Raw genomic sequence first — 18,117 nt, forward strand, 5'->3', positions numbered from 1 at the left:
AAATCCATTCATTCGCACATTTGCATATCCCCGCATTCGCACATCAATTCATTCGCACATCCTACTCGTACCTCAATGCTTCAACAGGATCAAGCTTTGATGCTTTCTTTGCGGGATAAAAGCCGGAGATGAGGCCGATAAAGGTACATAATGCTATTGCTGCAAACAGCCAGCGCCATGGTGTTACAAACGTTCCGCTAATTTGCACAGCTATCAGGTTACCTATTGCCATTCCTAGTATAATTCCTAATACGCCGCCGATAAGGCAAATTACAATCGCCTCTATTAAAAACTGCTTGCGGATTATTGCCGGTGTGGCGCCTAATGATTTGCGTAACCCTATTTCCCTGGTGCGTTCGGTTACCGAAACCAGCATAATATTCATCAACCCGATGGCAGCGCCAATTAATGTGATGATGCCAATTGTCGCGCCGCCCATTGTCATGTAAGCAAGCTGTCCCGAAAGTTCTGCTTGTATGGAATCGCTTCTTTCAATCTCAAAATTATCATCGCTGCCTATGTTGAGGCTCCGGATATTTCTGAAAAGCGAAGTCGCCTCCCCTATAGTAGCATCCAGCGCAGCAGGGTTGTTCACCATTACAGTAACGCTGAATGACGTATGCGAAGAGTCTTTAAGCTGATTTGCCTTAACAATGGGTATCACACAAAACTTATCGCCTCCAAACCCTGCACTTGAGCCTTTTGACGCGAATACGCCAATTACCCTATACTGGTTATTACCTACATATATTAATTTGTTTATGGGGTCTTCGTTCTTAAAAAGCTTCTTTTTTATCTCGTTACCAATCATAACAACGTTAGTTCCGTGCTCAATCTCAGCAGCAGAGAAGTTACGGCCAAAAGCCAATTTTTGCCCGCTGGTAAGCAGGTAATTTTCGTTCGCTCCGCTTACAGATATATTTGGATTGGTTTTTTGATTGCCATATTTTGCAATTGCAGTGCCTGACAATTGTAGTTTTATTGTGATTACCGATGGCAGGGCGAATTTCTTCTTAAATCGCTCAGCTTGGTCATAACGGACCGGCGGGTATATTTTCCGGTGTCCGCCATTTCCAAAGTTAAGCCCCGAACCCCTGTTTTGAATGGTGAACGAATTTGCCCCGAGGCCGGCAAATGCATCATTGGTGAATTGCTTAACACCTTCAATTGCTGTTAAAATACCTACCAACGCCATAATACCGATAGCGATAATCAACGCGGTAAGTGCAGTACGCAGCCTGTTTCCCGCTATCGACTGTAAAGCTATCGCAATATTTTCCTTGAAAGTAGTTTTAACGGCCATAGTGTAAAATAACAAAACCCGGTGGTAAGACTATAGTAGCCCTCCGTTTGTTACAACACTGCAAGCGTTATATTTAACAATCAATTTGTTTATCTGCCAAACAACCTTTAATTTCATTTTCGCTAAACGCATTATCATTAATGAAAAAAATCCTGGTCCTTTTTACGTTCATCATTTCCTGCCATTTATTTTCCAATGCACAGGTACAAACCATTGTCCAGAAATCGCACCACATTGGTGAAACGTCAGTTGTGCAGGATTCATCTGGTAACCGATATGCCTATGCCGACTGGCAAAAGTTAATGAGAACGGGAAACTATACCCTAAAATCCATTAAACCGGGTAACGACAGCACTGCCTACCTGTTGGTGAAATTGGATGAAGCCGCGAAAACGAAACTGATACAAATAATGCCCAAGCCGGCGGAAACTACATACTTTACTACCGGCCAAAAATTGGACCTTTTTAGTGCAAATGACATTGAAGGTTTTAAACTGAGGCCAAAGGAGCTTGCCGGTAAAACTTTGGTTATCAACTTCTGGTTTATTGATTGCCCGCCATGCAGACAGGAAATCCCGGAGCTTAACAAAATGGCACTATCCTATGCTAATGATCCAAACATCATATTTATAGCCGTTGCGCTTGATTATAAATCAGATCTGAAAAAATTTGTAAAGGAAAATCCATTTGCCTACCATATTGTGGAATATGGCCGCCATATTGCCGACGACTACGGCATACGCACGTATCCTACCAATGTAGTTGTTGATAAGCAGGGGGTTGTAAGGTTCCACGCTACTGGATTCGGCTTAAATACGCCTTACTGGATCAAAAAAACCATTGACGAGGTTAAATAGCAACTCAGCGTAGTATTTTCAGCCTGTTCACTAATTTTAGTCCATAAAAAAAGCGGCTGGTTTGGCCGCTCTTATTTTATACTATTAGATATTTTATCGCTTATACTGAGAATGAAGTCCCGCAACCGCATGTGCTGGCAGCATTTGGGTTGTTAAATGTGAATCCGCGGGCGTTTAATCCGTCCTGAAAGTCAATCTGCATGCCTGCAAGGTAAAGGCCATGGGCTTTATGCATGTAAACCTTTATTCCGTCGATGATAAATTCCTGGTCGCCGTCCTTTTTCTGGTCGAAACCCAGAACATAGTTCATGCCTGAACAACCGCCGCCTTCAACACCAACGCGCAAGCCAAAATCATCACCCATCTCTTGCTGGCTTTTTAATTTATTCAATTCTTTAACGGCGCCTTCAGTAAAAGTTACAGGTCCGGTGGCAGTTTCAACAGCAGTACTCATCTTATTTTTAATTAACTACACAAATATAAGGTAAAATGCGGATTTTTGCAGCAAGCCCTTTATTTATGACCTGTATTTAACATTCACAAACATGAACTCTTATTTACCTTACTTTTTAGATATTATAAAATACACCATTTCAGGCCTGGGTGTTGTATGGATAGCATTTTACCTTGTTAAACCATACCTTGACAGGGATGAAAAGATCCAATTACTTGAATACAGGAAAACAATCAGCCATCAAACGCTGCCCTTACGCCTGCAGGCTTACGAGCGCTTGGTTTTGTTTATTGAGCGGGTAAACCCGGCTAATATGCTGGTTCGTTTAAATGCGCCTGCTTATTCGGCGCACCAGTTGTATAGTATTATCGTTGATGAGATCCGCAACGAATACCAGCATAACATTACCCAGCAAATATATGTAAGCAGCCGTGCCTGGGGTGTGGTGATGCACGTAAAGGAAGATACGCTTGGTATTATTAATAATGCTATGCAGGGCATCCCTGACACTGCTACCGGGCTTGAACTAAGCAAAATACTACTGGCGAATATTAACCAGCTGGAAGATAACCCCTACGAAATTGGTGCAAGCATGTTGAGGAAGGATGTTGAGGAGATATTCTAGTTAGGTAATTAGAGGAGATTAGAGACTGGTTAATTAGAGATCAGAGATTAGGACTTACGCCGGATATATAGTTTTTAATAGTTAGTTAGCAGCCAGAAATTACTTGCACTGGCTACACTATATAAATATATGAGTGAAAAGAAATTTGCCACAACATCGGGGATTGAGATAAAAGAGGTTTATTGCAAGCCATCGGGAATGAACGAGTTGCCTGGCGAATTTCCGTTTACGCGTGGTATTCAAAAAGACATGTACCGCGGTAAGCCCTGGACAATGCGCCAGTATGCGGGGTTTTCAACTGCCGAGGAATCAAACAAGCGCTATCATTACCTGCTGGGGCAGGGCACCATGGGGCTTTCTGTGGCGTTTGATCTGCCTACCCAAATCGGTTACGATTCGGATCATGAATTGTCAGAAGGCGAGGTGGGCAAGGTGGGCGTGGCCATTGATTCTTTACAGGATATCGAGATCCTGTTTGATGGCATCGAACTAAAGAACATTACTACCTCCATGACCATTAATGCTACCGCGCCCATATTATTGGCGATGTATATCGCGTTAGCAAAAAAACAGGGAGCCGATCTCACACAGATCTCGGGCACTATCCAGAATGACATATTAAAGGAGTACGCAGCGCGTGGCACCCATATATACCCGCCCGAAGCCTCGATGCGACTCATTACCGATGTGTTTGAGTATTGCAGTAAGGAAGTACCCAAATGGAACACCATATCTATTTCGGGCTACCATATCCGCGAGGCTGGTTCCACAGCAGTACAAGAGCTGGCATTTACCTTAGCTAACGGCAAAACATATTTAAAGGCAGCACTGCAAAAAGGATTGGACATAAACGTTTTTGCCAAACGCCTCTCCTTTTTCTTTAACTGTCACAATAATTTTTTTGAAGAGATCGCCAAGTTCAGGGCGGCGCGCAGAATGTGGGCGCATATAACAAAGGAGTTAGGTGCCACCGATGCCGGCGCGCAAAAACTGCGTTTTCATACCCAAACCGGGGGATCGACTTTGACAGCGCAACAACCCATGAACAATATTGTGCGGGTAAGCAACCAGGCGCTGGCTGCGGTACTAGGTGGCACACAGTCATTACATACCAATGGCTACGACGAGGCTATTTCCCTGCCTACCGAAGCCGCTGCAAAGATTGCCCTGAGAACACAACAAATCATCGCCTTTGAAAGTGGTGTTACCGATACTGTCGACCCATTAGCCGGTTCCTACTTTATAGAAGCGTTGACGGACGAACTGGAAGAAGCGGCCCAGGTTTATATTGATAAGATAGATGCCATGGGCGGCTCGGTAAAAGCTATAGAACAGGATTACATCCAGCAGGAAATTGCCAGTTCGGCTTATGAATACCAAAACCAGATAGAAAGCGGCGAAAAGGTGCTGGTTGGCGTTAATAAATTCACCGAGCCTGAGCCATCAGCCATAAACGTTTTCAGAGTTGATGATTCTATCCGCATCAAGCAAACAGAAAAAATTAACGCGCTTAAGGCTTCCAGGAATAATGTTGTAGTTAAGGCAAACCTTGAAAAATTGAGTGAAGCCGCCAGGAGTAAGGAGAATTTAATGCCCTACATATTAAATGCTGTGGAAGGATATGCCACATTGGGTGAAATTTCTGACACATTGCGCCACGTTTTTGGGGAATACTGACACTGACAGCCTGCCAAAAATTCTTATCCACAATTGCGTTATCAACACTCAAAAAAGTTATCAACGCCATTATCAACTACTTAAAAAAAACTTAGAACTTAAAGACAAAACAACCGTTATAATGGCTCAAAAGTTGCCGGTTGGCAGTTCACTATAATCCCGGCGTAAGCTGCTTTAGATGAACGGAATTGGATTTTAATTAAAAAAGTATTGGTATAGTTAAATAAAGGAATAAGCTGTTTTTTTACCCGCGAAATGTAATATTTAATATTGAATTTACGGCATAGATTACGTTATTATTTGATAAATTTATTTTACTAAAAAGTTGAAAATTAATTTTTTTATCCACCTTTTTTTTGAATATTCGGTGTTCCGTAGCAGTTCCAAAAGATGTTTCGCTGGGGGTTGGAAATCAATATTTTAATAAAAATTACTTATGGAAAAAACTTGTACTAACGTTTGGAACAGCTGCCTTCAGATCATAAAGGACAACATACCGGCCCAGAGCTTTAAAACCTGGTTTGAGCCGATAAAAGCTTTAAGGATGGAAGGAAGCGTATTAACCATACAGGTACCAAGTTTATTCTTCTACGAATGGCTTGAAGAGCACTATGTTGGCCTGCTACGCAAAACAATAAAAAAACAATTAGGCGACGACGGACGTTTGGAATATAATATAGTTGTAGAACAATCATCATCCAGCAAGCCATACACCACCAATTTACCATCAAATGGTAATGGCGCTGAATCAAAAAATCAGTCTATGCCGATACCTATTTCAATAAATAAGGACATTAAGAATCCTTTTGTTATCCCAGGGCTAAAAAAGCTAAACGTAGATCCGCAGCTTAACCGCAATTACACCTTTAATAACTTTGTTGAAGGCGATTGCAACAGGCTTGCCCGTTCCGCAGGATACGCAGTAGCGGCAAAACCGGGCGGCACCTCATTTAACCCGCTGATGATATACGGCGGCGTAGGCCTTGGTAAAACTCACTTGGCGCAAGCCATTGGTAACGAGATAAAAAATTCACTGCCAGATAAGCTGGTGCTGTATGTTTCATGCGAGAAATTTACCCAGCAGTTTGTTGATGCCCTGAAACATAATAATATAAACGACTTTGTTAATTTTTACCAGGCGATTGACGTACTCATTATGGATGACGTGCACAACTTTGCCGGCAAAGAAAAAACACAGGATTTCTTTTTCCATATCTTCAACCACCTGCACCAATCAGGCAAACAGGTGATCATCACCTCTGATAAGGCGCCAAAGGATTTGGCAGGTTTGGAAGAACGCCTGCTTTCAAGGTTTAAATGGGGGCTTTCCGCCGATCTGCAGGTTCCTGATTTGGAAACCCGCATGGCGATCCTTAAAAACAAAACCTACCAGGACGGCATTGAACTTTCAAACGATGTAATAGAATACGTTGCTCACAACATTGATAACAATGTGCGTGAACTGGAAGGCGCAATGGTATCCCTGCTGGCACAGTCGACCCTTAACCGTAAGGAGATTGATTTGAACCTTGCTAAACAAATGTTGAAAAACTTTGTGAAGAACTCTTCAAAGGAGATCTCGATGGAGTATATTCAAAACCTTGTTTGCGAGTACTTCGAAGTACCTATCGAAATGGTAAAGTCACAAACCCGCAAGCGCGAAATTGTACAGGCCCGCCAGATCTCTATGTACCTGGCTAAGGCGCATACCAAGAGTTCCTTAAAATCAATCGGTCATTTCTTCGGCGGCCGCGACCACTCAACCGTGATCTATGCCTGCCAGACAGTTGAAGACTTAATTGATACCGACAAAAAATTCAAGGGCTATGTAGCCGATATCCAGAAGAAGCTTAAAATGTCTTAACTGATCTTATAAATATTTATCGGAGCCCTGCATGAGAATGCAGGGCTTTTTTGTGGAGTTATTTATCTATCGTATAAAACTTGTCATTGCGAGCGATAGCGCGGCAACCTCATCGCCAATGCATTAACACTATGCAAATTCTACACTGTTCTGTCGCTCTGTATAGCTACGAGGTTGCTTCGTCGTTCCTCCTCGCAATGACAAGGTTTTTAATTGATTAAAAAAATACCTAAATTGTATCAAATAATTAAATATGAAGAAGTTACTACCTGCCATTATCCTATTGATGATTTCCATCAGCACCTTCGCCCAACAATCTGCAACGGATGGTGTTAAACAATCTATCAACACCATGTTCGATGCCATGCGCAAGGGCGACAGCACCCTGCTGAAATCCGTTTTTGCTAAGGAAATGGTATTACAAAGCGTTTCAACAGGCAAAGACGGCAAATCTGCTATCTCAACTGACAGCGCCAATGATTTTGCAAAGATCATTGGCACCCCACATACAGGCGTTTATGACGAGCGTATTGTTTACGGCGATATAAAAATTGACGGCGACCTGGCCAGCGTTTGGGCTCCCTATAAATTTTACCTGGGCGATAAATTCAGTCATTGTGGGGTTGATGTGTTTTCGCTAATGAAAACTGCCAATGGTTGGAAAATAATTTATATTGTTGATACCAGGCGAAAGGATAATTGTATTGAATAGTTTTTCTAAGGCCATAGTCTGTAGTCTTGAGTCAATATTTAAAAAGACTCAGAACTAACGACTTCCGACTTAAGACTTCTCTATCACCTTATAAAACCCATCCCGGTAACTATCTCCTACCGGGATAATCGTATCCCCGATAAAGATGCGGCTGCGTTCAACCGAGCTGATGTGCCTTAGGGAGATGATATAAGATTTATGTACCCTGATAAATTCAACGGCAGGCAGTTGTTCTTCAATTTTCTTTAGCGGCTGCAGGCTCATTACCCGGCCCGCTGTAGTATTGAGGGAAACGTAATTTTGCAACGCTTCGATATATAAAATATCAACCAGGTTTATTTTTTGGATGCGGTGCTCTGTCTTTACAAATAAATATTCCGCAGGTTTTTCGGTAACTACTATTGGCGCAGCCTTGATGTTACTATTCGGCTGAATTGCAATTAAGTTAAATGCTTTTTCCGCAGCACGGTAAAATCGTTCAAACGCGATAGGCTTTAGCAAGTAATCCACCACGTCGTGCTCGTAGCCATCCAGCGCATATTCCGTATAGGCCGTGGTGAGGACTATTTTGCATTGCTTTCCGGATATTTTTATAAACTGAATGCCGGTTAGTTCGGGCATTTGAATATCCAGGAACACAAGGTCGATGTTTTGTTCACGAACTATATTCAGCCCCTCAATAGGATTGGTAGTAGTGGCCACAAGCTCAAGAAAAGGCACCTTACGCGTATAATCAGCCAGGATGTCAATAGCTAAAGGTTTATCATCAATTATAAGGCACCTCAATTTCATGTCAATTGCAGCGTTAAGTTAACGGTATAAAATTCAGGTGCATCGTCAATGGTTAAAATATGCTTCACCGGGTACATCAGTTCCAGCCTGCGGCGTACATTGTTCAAGCCGATACCGGATGTTTTATCCTTCTGATGGTCGTTCTTTTTGTTGCGAACGCTAAATTGAATTTCTTCATTTGTGGCGTGCAAGCTAATATCTACCGGACTAACCGCATCGTTTAGCACACCGTGCTTAAAGGCATTCTCTACAAAGGCAATTAAAAGCAATGTGGCTATTTGTTGCCCGCCGATATAGCCCTCTATGTTAAAATTTATGCAAGCCGCGCCCTTGGTGCTGATCCGTTGTAACGCTATCACGTTTTCCAGGTAACTAACCTCGCTTTGCAGCGAAACGGTGTTCTGCCCGCCCTCCCGCAGCATGTAACGCAGGATTTCTGACAACTTCAGTAAAGCCGCCGGCGCCTGTTCCGACTGCTGGTAAGTGAGCGAATAAATGTCATTAATGCTGTTAAACAAAAAATGGGGGTTTAATTGCGAGCGCAAAAAAGTTAGTTCTGCAGTAGCTTTTTCCTTTTCAAATTCCTGTTGCCGCTGGCGGGCCCTGTACCAGTCCTCAACAAAAAAATACATGAGCCCATAAACAAAATAGCTTGGGAAGTAAACAAAGAAAACATTGGTTAGATAACGCCCTGGAGAATAGGGGTGCCCTCTATAGTTATCAAAATTTAAAACCGGGACAAAAAAATAGTATTCCATTACATAACGGAATGCCACAATAAAGAAAAACAACATTACAGCCAGCAGTGCTGCGTTTACGTACTTCTTCTTTTCAATAAGCTGAGGAGCTACCAGCAGGCAGGCGCTATAAAAGCAGGTTACAGGCAGCAGCAGGAACCCTATTTCAATAATTGAGTACCTGCAAAACAGTTGCAGGTCGATTGGCCGGCTCTGGTGTCCGCTCAAAATCCCCCTCCCTATTGAGCCCCATAGGTTATTGGCCAATAAGAGCACCCAAAAAGTTATATGCAGTATTATAACGTACTTGCGTTTCATCGCTTAAAGATAAAACAGCTTTACAGCTTATTGTCATCCAAATACATGAACGCCTAAAATTTAATGACGAACGCTTTTATTTTTAGTTCAACATCAAGACAAGGCGATATCGGGGTTCATCAATAAAATTTCCCGGTTCATCAATCGTAATTTTTAGAAGGCTTTATTCGCTTCATGTTTGTGCCATTAAATTTTATCAACATGAAAAAAATATTAGTCATCAGCCTGATCGCGCTACTACCGGCAGTGGCGTTTTGCCAGGATCAGCTTAAGGTAACCGTTCATCCGGGAGTTGAGCTGTTTACCATTGTACAGATCCTGGGAGATAAATACCCGCAGCCCAATCCATCGGCGTATAGCAAGGAAGTGATGGATTATTTCGGGAAATACAAAGATCATCCGGCCGTAAAAAAGGTGATGTCATTCGACAAAACCTATACCGACCTGGTTGAGCTTGGCTGGTGTATGAGCGATTTCCCGAATATCAAGATCTATGAACCTGTGGAAATGAGCTGGTATAAAATGTACGGCAAGGAAAACGTACTGGAATACATCAAGCTTTGTAAAGACTTCTTTAATGATACCCACTTCTGGGATTTCTTCCAGCAGCACCAGGCGCGTTATACCAAATGGGGCGACGAGCTGAAGGCCAACGTTGATTCGGGCAAACTCATCAGGAAGCTGCAGGATTTTTACAAATACGATACAGACATTCACTGGTATATCTGCATCGACCCGCTAAATAGCTGGGGTTCGCATGCCATTATGACCAAGACCCTTAATCCCCAATTTTCCGATTGGTTGGTTTACAATACCGGCTATTTTAAGGAGGGCGGCTCCGTTAACACCGACCCTGTTTTTGAGTTTAAGAACTTCGAGAACCTGGTTTGGCATGAGGGCAGCCATGTATACATCAACACCTTACTTAAAAAGTATGAAAAGGAGATTGCCGATATGAGCTACCTGTTCAACAAGGATGATGAGGGGATGCACCGCAACCAGATCAGCAACTGGGCTTATTGTTTCGACGAAAACATGGTAAGATCGATAACTGCGTCGCTTTATAAAAAATACCGCAACGAACAGGCCTACAAACGCCAGGTGGCGCGTGAAACCGCAAACAATTTCATTTATGTAGAGGGTTTAGCGCCGTTTATTTACGACAATTATCTCAACTCAAACAAGTACAAAAACTTTGCTGATTTTTTCCCGGAGATTTTGAAGTATTTGAAAGAGAAATATCCGAAGAAATCCTGATTTTAATAAAACTTTGTCATTGCGAGCGATAGCGTGGCAACCTCGTCGCAAGCAGAGCGGATATGCATGGCGACGAGGTTGCTTCACTCGTTCCTCGTTCGCAATGACAAAATTGGAGATAGTAGTTTTTAATTGATATTACCCAAACAATATTCCAAACACCTCTTCAATATTACTTACCACCCGTACCTCTATCTTATAGCGGGACAGATCGATCTTTTTCCTGTCCTGGCCGCCTGCAGGCAGGTTATATTTAGAAATAAAGATCTGTTCGAAACCTAGTTTCTGTGCCTCGGCAATGCGTTGCTCCACGCGGTTAACTGCGCGGATCTCGCCTGATAAACCGATCTCGCCCGCGAAGCATGTTTTTGTGGAAATAGCGATATCCTCATGCGATGAAATGATGGCTACAGCCAACCCAAGGTCGATAGCAGGGTCCTCTACCCTGATGCCGCCGGTGATGTTTAAGAACACGTCCTTTGCGCCAAGCTTAAACCCGCAGCGCTTTTCAAGCACAGCCAGCAACATACTCATGCGCTTGGTATCAAAGCCCGTAGCGGTACGCTGTGGGGTGCCATAGGCCGAAATACTTACCAATGCCTGGGTTTCTATCAGCATTGGGCGCATCCCCTCTAAGGTAGCCGAAATTGTAATCCCGCTTAAAGGTTCATCGCGTTGAGAAAGCAGGATCTCCGACGGATTGGAAACTTCCCTCAACCCCTCGCCAAGCATTTCATAAATCCCAAGTTCCGATGACGAGCCAAAGCGATTTTTCACCGTGCGCAAAATGCGGTATACATGGTGCCTGTCACCCTCAAACTGCAGAACGGTATCAACCATATGTTCCAATATCTTCGGACCGGCAATCATGCCATCCTTGGTAATGTGGCCGATCAAAAATACCGGCGTAGAACTTTCCTTTGCAAAACGCAGCATTTCTGCAGTACATTCCCTAACCTGCGACACACTCCCCGGCGTAGATTCAATATGCGCGGAATGTAAAGTCTGGATAGAATCGATCACCACCAAATCAGGCTCCAAAGCTTCAATCTGTTTAAATATGTTTTGGGTTGATGTCTCTGTTAATATAAAACAGCCGCTTCCTAATACTCCCCCTTCAGGGGGTTGGGGGGCCAACCTCTCAGCCCTCATCTTTATCTGCCGGTCGCTTTCCTCACCGGATACATAAAGCACCTTCAAATTCGGCATGTTCAGGGCTAATTGCAACATCAATGTTGATTTACCTATGCCCGGCTCCCCGCCTATCAATACTAATGACCCTGCAACAATTCCACCGCCCAAAACGCGGTTAAATTCTGCATCAGGGGTTAGCAGCCTGTCTTCTTCGGTAAAGGTAATATCGGCAACCTGCACCGGCTTATTAGCGCGCTGCTGGGTGGTTGAGGCAGTCTTCCAGTTGGGAACCGATACGTTTGCCTTTTCAATTACTTCCTCAACAAAGGTGTTCCACTGTGAACACGACGGACATTTACCCAGCCACTTAGCCGATTCATAGCCACAGCTCTGACAGAAATATGCAATTTTTGATTTGGCCAATTGATTTACAATTTTAGAATTACGATTTACGAATATTATTGCGATCTCCGTGCCTTCTCTGCTAACTCTGTGGTTATTATTTACCGCGGAGACACGGAGAGAAAACGCCAGGTAACACAGAGCTAATCTTATGCGTCACCATTATTAATTATTTGAATTTATTGCCGCTACTATACTTTTATTTATCGCAGCATACAAAGCTGCCGAAAGTTCATCATAAGCTTTCTTATCTTTTTCAATTTTAAAACCCAGGTCGTTCCATGAGCCCATGCCTCCGAAAACCCACGCCAGTCCCGCAGCAAACAAAACCTCCCGTGCAGCTAATGAATAGTTTTCGGTTACCACCAGGTCGGTGTGGTAAAATCCTGCAGATGGCTCATCACTTTCTAGCGCCTTCTGCGCCCTGGTAAACACATCCGCCCAATTATTCAACTTATGCTTGTTTGCGAATGCTGTGATCATCAACAAAGCATCAGCTAATTCATTTTTTGTCTCCAACAAATCAAACTGCTGGTTTACTATAGGCTGATCCCATGCGGTGTTGCCATATTTTATGCTCCAGATCCTTTTGTCAGCAGCATCCTTATTGGTCACCGTCCAGTTGTTTGCATAGAAATCCGAATATTTGTTAAAGATAGCTTCTAGCAGCCATGTTCCGCCACCGCCAACAAAACCGGCCAGCTTATGGTCAGGGCCTCTGGTTTGATCTTTTGAGCTCTCGTAAAATACACGCAGCGCTTTACACTTTTCCTTCTTTAACAGTTTGAACCATTTATAAGGATCATCAGCTATCTCAACTTCCTTAAATTCAGAAGAAAAGAGCTTCTTTCTAAATGCCACAAACTTAACCCCATTACAAAACCGGAATACAGAGTTTTCAGGATAGAAATTTTCAGGCATTACGCCCGAATCCAAAAATTCATTCCCATATGAAACCAATGAAATAAGCTGGGCTAATGTACCTGTCATTAAACAAAACGCTTTACGATCCACGAAAATACTAAAAATAATAGCAAAAGAAAGAACAATGTGCGGATTTTTGATGTGCGGATGTGCGGATTAAAAATGCAAATAGGGTCTTAAAAAAAATGTGCGAACCTCTTTCGAAGTCCGCACATTCAATATTTTCTCTCATCCGCACATTCTCACATCCGGAATTCGCACATTACAACTTTATTTCTTCAGCACCTGAGAAGAAGTGAAATTCAGTGATCTGGTAAGCAGGATTGCTTTTAACCTTAATCCACTGGTTGTATTTCATGAACCATTTTACCTGGCGGTTTATAAAGCCCTTCTTAATGTAAGCTTCAATATAAGGGTGAACAATAAGTGTAATGTTCTTCTCGTTCTGTTCAACCAAAATATAGTTAAAGTTGGTTTCGATATCATCAAGCAATAAAATAGTAGGCCTGATGGCACCGGTACCGTTACAAGTTGGGCAAACCTCATTGGTAACAATGTTCATTTCAGGGCGCACACGCTGACGGGTTATTTGTACCAGGCCAAATTTACTTGGCGGCAAAATTGTATGCTTAGCCCTGTCGTGCGCCATTTCGCCGCGCAGGTAGTCAAACAGGTCCTTGCGGTTGTTTGGCTTGTGCATATCTATAAAGTCGATAACCACAATGCCGCCCATATCACGCAGCCTAAGCTGGCGTGCAATTTCCTTGGCAGCCTCCTTATTCACCTGGAAAGCATTCTCCTCCTGGTTCTCTTTACTAGCCGTGCGGTTACCGCTGTTTACATCGATAACGTGCAGCGCTTCGGTATGCTCAATAACCAGGTAGGCGCCGCCTGCAAGGTTTACTGTTTTACCAAAGGCTCCCTTTATCTGCTTGTCAATGCCGTAATGCTCGAATATCGGCACACTGTTTTTATGGAACCTAACGATGCTCTCCAAATCAGGCGAGATCTCATGAACGTAAGAGCGAACCTCTTCGAACATGCTGTTATCATTCACATAAATGTGCTGAAAATCCGGGTTTAAAATATCACGCAGCAAAGTTGATGTGCGGTCAATCTCGCCGAGTGCCTTTTTAGCAGGCTCAATGGATGGCAGGCGCGTAATAAACGACTCCCACTTCGAGATCAGGTCCAGCAGATCTTTTTGCAGCTCAACCACACCCTTATTTTCAGATACGGTGCGGATAATAACTCCAAAATGCTTCGGCTTAATACTTTCAACAATTTTACGCAAACGGGTACGCTCGGTGTTGCTCTTTATCTTTTTCGAGATAGAGATAACCTCCGAAAACGGCACCAATACTACGTATCGTCCGGCTATAGATATATCTGAACTTAAGCGCGGGCCCTTTGTTGAAATGGGCTCCTTGGCTATCTGTACAGGTATAAGCTGATTCTTTGATAATAACTCCGAGATCTTACCCCCTTTATTAATATCAGCATCAAGCTTAAAATTATCTAAAAGCTTTGACTGGTATCCCCCGCTACGTACTTGCTTGGTCAGCTTAAGCAGGCTCTGCACCTGCGGACCAAGATCAAGGTAATGCAAAAAGGCATCCTTCTCGTAGCCTACGTCAACAAAAGCAGCATTCAACCCGGGCATGATCTTTTTGATCCGGCCGAGGTAGATGTCACCAACAGTATAATTGTTGCTGATCTGCTCTTTGTGTAGTTCTACAAGCTGTTTGTCCTGTAATAATGCAATAGTAGTCCCGCTGGGGGATGAATCGATAATTAATTCTTTTATCAACTGCTACTCCATTTCTTAAAGCGGTTATTAAACCGCACGTTAATAAGTGGGTAAAAAACAAAATCGCCTGTTGTAAATAAACAGGAATATAAGCCGGGGGTATTAGTGTGGGAAGTAGATAGTCTTAAGTCCTGAGTCGGTAGCACCGAATCAATAAAACATCGAATAGACTTTAGACTTACAACTAAAGACTATCGACTTAACAACACTGCTTATTTTTTCTTATGTCTGTTCTTTCTTAAACGCTTTTTGCGTTTATGGGTAGCCATTTTGTGTCTTTTACGTTTTTTACCGCTGGGCATAATAATAATTTTTATTTGTGATTAATTCTTTAATTCCTTTATGTATTGGTCAATCTGCTGAGTAAATTGTGGATCAGACATCATTTCCTTACATTTTTCGTAGGCGTCGATAGCTTCCTTTTTTTGTCCTAATTGCTTGTAACTTTCAGCGAGGTAGAAATAAGGTTCGGCCTCGGCCTTCTGTGCAATTACTGTTTTAAACCTTGCTACAGCTTTTTCGTACTGCCCGCTTTTCATTGCAAATAAACCAAGGCTTAAGTTTGCATTGTGGTTTTTAGGATCCTGCTTAACAACGTCAAGCAGCAGCATGATACCTTGCATTGGCGAACCTCCGTCCGGATCAGTAATACCTGAACTGGTTTGGTTTACATAAGCAATACCTAAACCGGTTTTAGCATCAAGATCGGCTGAATTAAGCTTAACGGCGTTTTTATAGCTTGCAATTGCGTTTATAACAAATGTAGGCTGCGCCGCCGTATCCTGTGTGCGCTTGTAGGCATCATTAAAGTGGCTGCCGGCATTTACCCATTCATCAAACTTGTTTTCCTTTTCGGCAACAGCCTGGTAGTAAAATGCTGCCGGCCCTGGTTGATTTACATCGTCCCAAAGCTTTGCCAATTTCTTTTCCAGGCTCAGTTTGTCTGACTCATCCATGGCCTTTTTTAACCGGGCCTCGGTGTCATTGATCTGTGCCGATAGTGCAGGACCTATTAAAATTTTAGATGCCGATGATACCATAGTTACATCTACAGTAGTAACCGGCTTGCTTGGGGCGGCGGCGGGTTTTGAATGTCCCGCATCCTCCTTAGCTTTGATAAGCCCTTTAACAGGCATAAAAAACAAACAGGTCATAACAGCAAAAACTATTGCAACTACTACTATTTGTTTTTTATGCATTGTGCCGTAAAATTACTTGGTGATTTTGTTACCTGTACGAACTTTATCAACAAATGTTTTTGCTGGCTTAAAGCTTGGTACAAAATGTTCAGGGATAATGATGGCAGTGTTTTTTGAAATATTACGAGCTGTTTTTTTAGCTCTTTTCTTTACTACAAAACTACCGAAACCTCTTACATAAACGTTTTCGCCACCCATCATTGAGGATTTCACTACTTTAAAAAACGCCTCAACAGTTTCCTGAACGTCAACTTTCTCAATACCTGTCTTGGATGAGATCTCAGTTATAATTTCTGCCTTAGTCATATCTGCTTTTTCTTTTATTTATTATACTATTACTTAACTGATTTGGGGTTGCAAAAGTATCTCTTTATTACTAAAGATTGAAATAATTAACATATTTTTTTTATTACACGCTGAATTACAGCCCCAAGGCAGCAAATTTAGCGTTAAAATGCAGCCTTTTACTTATTACTTTTGCCTCCGATGAATTTTAACAACGAGCTGACACAATGGTACCTTGAAAACAAGCGCGACCTGCCGTGGCGAAACACAACAGACGCTTATACTATATGGTTATCGGAAATTATTTTACAACAAACCCGCGTAGAGCAGGGCTTACCTTATTTTAACCGTTTTGTTGAAAAATATCCAAATGTTAGCGCCTTTGCCGCCGCCAATGAAGACGACATCCTGAAGCTTTGGCAGGGCCTGGGTTATTACAGCCGCGGGAGGAACATGCTAAAAACCGCCCAACTTGTCCAGGAGCTTTACGATGGCGAATTTCCGCAAAGTTATGACCAGCTTATTAAATTGAAGGGGATCGGCGAATACACCGCAGCAGCTATCGCCTCATTTTCGGCAAACGAAGCCAAGGCAGTGGTGGACGGGAATGTTTACCGGGTACTGGCGCGCTATCTTGGCATTGACGAACCTATAAACAGCACAAAAGGAAAAAAAATATTTCAACAAGCGGCAAACGATTTTCTTAATAAGAAAAACCCGGGATTACATAACCAGGCGATGATGGAGTTTGGCGCCACAGTTTGCAAGCCAAAAAATCCGGCATGCGGCATTTGCCCTGTCCGCACAGGCTGCTATGCATTTACGCACAATGCCATTAACACACTTCCGGTTAAGCTGAATAAGTTAAAGATTCGAGAACGATACTTCAGTTACTTCTTGATAGCAGACGATCATAAAGTACTGATTAACAAAAGGAACCATTCTGATATTTGGGCAAATATGTACGATCTGCCGTTAATAGAAACCCCCGCCATGGTTTCCACCGAGGAACTTTTCACCCATCCGCAAGTGGTTGATTTTTTTGGCAACGAACTTAAAATCTCTGAAATTTCTCCTGTAAAAAAGCACGTACTTACGCATCAAAGGTTATATGTCCGCCTCATCATATTGCAAAATCAACCCATAAAATTACAGGAGAACTGGTTTTATACGCCTGTTGAAAATATTAAAAACATAGCACTGCCCAGGATCATATTTATATTTCTAAAAAATATTTTTAATTTGTAATATATTTTTTGTTGCTTTACAATATATATGTCTGGCGTTAATAAAGTTATATTAGTGGGTCACCTGGGTAAGGATCCGGAGGCCCGTTCTTTAGAGGGTGGTGTTTCAGTAGTGAGTTTTCCATTAGCAACTTCCGAAAGTTTTAACAAGGATGGGCGCAAGGTTGAACAAACCGAATGGCACAATATTGTTATGTGGCGTGGGCTGGCTGATGTGGCTGCAAAGTTTCTGCAAAAAGGCAAGCTTGTTTATATCGAGGGCAAACTACGCACCCGCTCATTTGAAGACAAGGAAGGCATAAAAAAATACACCACAGAAGTAGTTGCAGAAAACTTTACCTTGCTCGGCCGCAAAACCGATTTTGAGGGTGATGGCATAGGAAGATCTACTGCAAAGGCATCGGATGGAATTGCAGATTCGGACACTGTATCTTATTGAACCAATTATAACTATAAATAAAAAGCCACGCAGGGTATTCCTCGTGGCTTTTGTTGTTCAATATGTCATTGCGAGGTACGA

17 protein-coding genes are annotated in these 18,117 nt (G+C 42.6%); 8 read left to right on the forward strand and 9 right to left on the reverse strand.

The annotated features are described in order from the left end of the window. Positions 1-61: 61 nt before the first annotated feature. On the reverse strand, positions 62-1,303 hold the full coding sequence (locus KXD93_RS16030; RefSeq protein WP_258138242.1) for an ABC transporter permease: 1,242 nt from the start codon (positions 1,301-1,303) through the stop codon (positions 62-64). A 140-nt stretch (positions 1,304-1,443) separates the two neighbouring features. On the opposite strand from KXD93_RS16030, the gene KXD93_RS16035 reads away from it, so the two are divergent. Further along, complete coding sequence (locus KXD93_RS16035) at positions 1,444-2,160, forward strand: TlpA disulfide reductase family protein (RefSeq protein WP_258138243.1); 717 nt, start codon at positions 1,444-1,446, stop codon at positions 2,158-2,160. A gap of 100 nt (positions 2,161-2,260) precedes the next feature. Here the strand turns inward: KXD93_RS16035 and KXD93_RS16040 are convergent, their stop codons facing one another. Next, the gene (locus KXD93_RS16040; RefSeq protein ID WP_258138244.1) at positions 2,261-2,614 is read right to left on the reverse strand and encodes a HesB/IscA family protein; all 354 of its coding nucleotides are present in this window, start codon (positions 2,612-2,614) and stop codon (positions 2,261-2,263) included. A 91-nt stretch (positions 2,615-2,705) separates the two neighbouring features. Here KXD93_RS16040 and KXD93_RS16045 point away from each other — a divergent pair, with 91 nt between their 5' ends. The 4 genes from KXD93_RS16045 to KXD93_RS16060 all read left to right on the forward strand — a co-directional run bounded on the left by KXD93_RS16045 (position 2,706) and on the right by KXD93_RS16060 (position 7,492). Continuing rightward, positions 2,706-3,239 (forward strand): DUF7935 family protein, encoded by a 534-nt coding sequence (locus tag KXD93_RS16045; protein ID WP_258138245.1) that lies wholly within the window; start codon positions 2,706-2,708, stop codon positions 3,237-3,239. Positions 3,240-3,368: 129 nt separating this feature from the next. Next, complete coding sequence (locus KXD93_RS16050) at positions 3,369-4,916, forward strand: acyl-CoA mutase large subunit family protein (protein ID WP_258138246.1); 1,548 nt, start codon at positions 3,369-3,371, stop codon at positions 4,914-4,916. A 436-nt stretch (positions 4,917-5,352) separates the two neighbouring features. After that, positions 5,353-6,780 (forward strand): chromosomal replication initiator protein DnaA, encoded by a 1,428-nt coding sequence (dnaA, locus tag KXD93_RS16055; RefSeq protein ID WP_258138247.1) that lies wholly within the window; start codon positions 5,353-5,355, stop codon positions 6,778-6,780. 253 nt (positions 6,781-7,033) lie between these two features. After that, on the forward strand, positions 7,034-7,492 hold the full coding sequence (locus KXD93_RS16060) for a nuclear transport factor 2 family protein (protein ID WP_258138249.1): 459 nt from the start codon (positions 7,034-7,036) through the stop codon (positions 7,490-7,492). A 69-nt stretch (positions 7,493-7,561) separates the two neighbouring features. Here the strand turns inward: KXD93_RS16060 and KXD93_RS16065 are convergent, their stop codons facing one another. Continuing rightward, the gene (locus tag KXD93_RS16065) at positions 7,562-8,284 is read right to left on the reverse strand and encodes a LytR/AlgR family response regulator transcription factor (RefSeq protein WP_258138250.1); all 723 of its coding nucleotides are present in this window, start codon (positions 8,282-8,284) and stop codon (positions 7,562-7,564) included. Then, positions 8,281-9,339, reverse strand: coding sequence for a sensor histidine kinase (locus KXD93_RS16070; RefSeq protein WP_258138251.1), 1,059 nt, complete (start codon positions 9,337-9,339; stop codon positions 8,281-8,283). Before KXD93_RS16070 ends, KXD93_RS16065 begins: the two co-directional genes overlap by 4 nt. Positions 9,340-9,540: 201 nt before the next feature. On the opposite strand from KXD93_RS16070, the gene KXD93_RS16075 reads away from it, so the two are divergent. Further along, positions 9,541-10,596, forward strand: a complete 1,056-nt coding sequence (locus KXD93_RS16075) for a DUF4932 domain-containing protein (RefSeq protein ID WP_258138252.1) — start codon at positions 9,541-9,543, stop codon at positions 10,594-10,596. A gap of 138 nt (positions 10,597-10,734) precedes the next feature. Here KXD93_RS16075 and radA read toward each other — a convergent pair whose 3' ends face one another. From radA to KXD93_RS16105, 5 genes are all read right to left on the reverse strand, one after another. Continuing rightward, complete coding sequence (gene radA, locus KXD93_RS16080) at positions 10,735-12,153, reverse strand: DNA repair protein RadA (RefSeq protein ID WP_258138253.1); 1,419 nt, start codon at positions 12,151-12,153, stop codon at positions 10,735-10,737. A gap of 144 nt (positions 12,154-12,297) precedes the next feature. Further along, positions 12,298-13,122, reverse strand: a complete 825-nt coding sequence (locus KXD93_RS16085) for a hypothetical protein (RefSeq protein ID WP_258138256.1) — start codon at positions 13,120-13,122, stop codon at positions 12,298-12,300. Positions 13,123-13,318: 196 nt separating this feature from the next. After that, positions 13,319-14,866: an Rne/Rng family ribonuclease gene (locus KXD93_RS16090; RefSeq protein ID WP_258138257.1), complete on the reverse strand. Its 1,548-nt coding sequence runs from the start codon at positions 14,864-14,866 to the stop codon at positions 13,319-13,321. Between the two features lie 323 nt (positions 14,867-15,189). Beyond that, the gene (locus KXD93_RS16100; protein WP_258138260.1) at positions 15,190-16,065 is read right to left on the reverse strand and encodes a tetratricopeptide repeat protein; all 876 of its coding nucleotides are present in this window, start codon (positions 16,063-16,065) and stop codon (positions 15,190-15,192) included. Between the two features lie 12 nt (positions 16,066-16,077). Beyond that, complete coding sequence (locus tag KXD93_RS16105) at positions 16,078-16,371, reverse strand: HU family DNA-binding protein (RefSeq protein WP_252792195.1); 294 nt, start codon at positions 16,369-16,371, stop codon at positions 16,078-16,080. Positions 16,372-16,551: 180 nt separating this feature from the next. Between KXD93_RS16105 and mutY the strand changes: the two genes are divergently transcribed. Together mutY and KXD93_RS16115 are read left to right on the forward strand one after the other, a co-directional pair. After that, the gene (gene mutY / locus KXD93_RS16110; protein WP_258138261.1) at positions 16,552-17,598 is read left to right on the forward strand and encodes an A/G-specific adenine glycosylase; all 1,047 of its coding nucleotides are present in this window, start codon (positions 16,552-16,554) and stop codon (positions 17,596-17,598) included. Between the two features lie 27 nt (positions 17,599-17,625). Beyond that, the gene (locus KXD93_RS16115) at positions 17,626-18,036 is read left to right on the forward strand and encodes a single-stranded DNA-binding protein (protein ID WP_258138262.1); all 411 of its coding nucleotides are present in this window, start codon (positions 17,626-17,628) and stop codon (positions 18,034-18,036) included. Positions 18,037-18,117: the final 81 nt, after the last annotated feature.

It is taken from the genome of Mucilaginibacter phenanthrenivorans (assembly GCF_024721155.1).
GTDB lineage: Bacteria > Bacteroidota > Bacteroidia > Sphingobacteriales > Sphingobacteriaceae > Mucilaginibacter > Mucilaginibacter phenanthrenivorans.

Excerpts from the sequence above, each read along its gene's own strand:
- KXD93_RS16085 (WP_258138256.1), bottom strand. The coding sequence starts at position 13,122 with ATGACAGGTACATTAGCCCAGCTTATTTCATTGGTTTCATATGGGAAT.
- KXD93_RS16035 (WP_258138243.1), top strand. The coding sequence starts at position 1,444 with ATGAAAAAAATCCTGGTCCTTTTTACGTTCATCATTTCCTGCCATTTA.
- KXD93_RS16040 (WP_258138244.1), bottom strand. The coding sequence starts at position 2,614 with ATGAGTACTGCTGTTGAAACTGCCACCGGACCTGTAACTTTTACTGAA.
- KXD93_RS16115 (WP_258138262.1), top strand. The coding sequence starts at position 17,626 with ATGTCTGGCGTTAATAAAGTTATATTAGTGGGTCACCTGGGTAAGGAT.
- KXD93_RS16070 (WP_258138251.1), bottom strand. The coding sequence starts at position 9,339 with ATGAAACGCAAGTACGTTATAATACTGCATATAACTTTTTGGGTGCTC.
- KXD93_RS16065 (WP_258138250.1), bottom strand. The coding sequence starts at position 8,284 with ATGAAATTGAGGTGCCTTATAATTGATGATAAACCTTTAGCTATTGAC.
- KXD93_RS16105 (WP_252792195.1), bottom strand. The coding sequence starts at position 16,371 with ATGACTAAGGCAGAAATTATAACTGAGATCTCATCCAAGACAGGTATT.
- KXD93_RS16030 (WP_258138242.1), bottom strand. The coding sequence starts at position 1,303 with ATGGCCGTTAAAACTACTTTCAAGGAAAATATTGCGATAGCTTTACAG.
- KXD93_RS16060 (WP_258138249.1), top strand. The coding sequence starts at position 7,034 with ATGAAGAAGTTACTACCTGCCATTATCCTATTGATGATTTCCATCAGC.
- KXD93_RS16045 (WP_258138245.1), top strand. The coding sequence starts at position 2,706 with ATGAACTCTTATTTACCTTACTTTTTAGATATTATAAAATACACCATT.
- mutY (WP_258138261.1), top strand. The coding sequence starts at position 16,552 with ATGAATTTTAACAACGAGCTGACACAATGGTACCTTGAAAACAAGCGC.
- dnaA (WP_258138247.1), top strand. The coding sequence starts at position 5,353 with ATGGAAAAAACTTGTACTAACGTTTGGAACAGCTGCCTTCAGATCATA.
- KXD93_RS16100 (WP_258138260.1), bottom strand. The coding sequence starts at position 16,065 with ATGCATAAAAAACAAATAGTAGTAGTTGCAATAGTTTTTGCTGTTATG.
- KXD93_RS16075 (WP_258138252.1), top strand. The coding sequence starts at position 9,541 with ATGAAAAAAATATTAGTCATCAGCCTGATCGCGCTACTACCGGCAGTG.
- KXD93_RS16050 (WP_258138246.1), top strand. The coding sequence starts at position 3,369 with ATGAGTGAAAAGAAATTTGCCACAACATCGGGGATTGAGATAAAAGAG.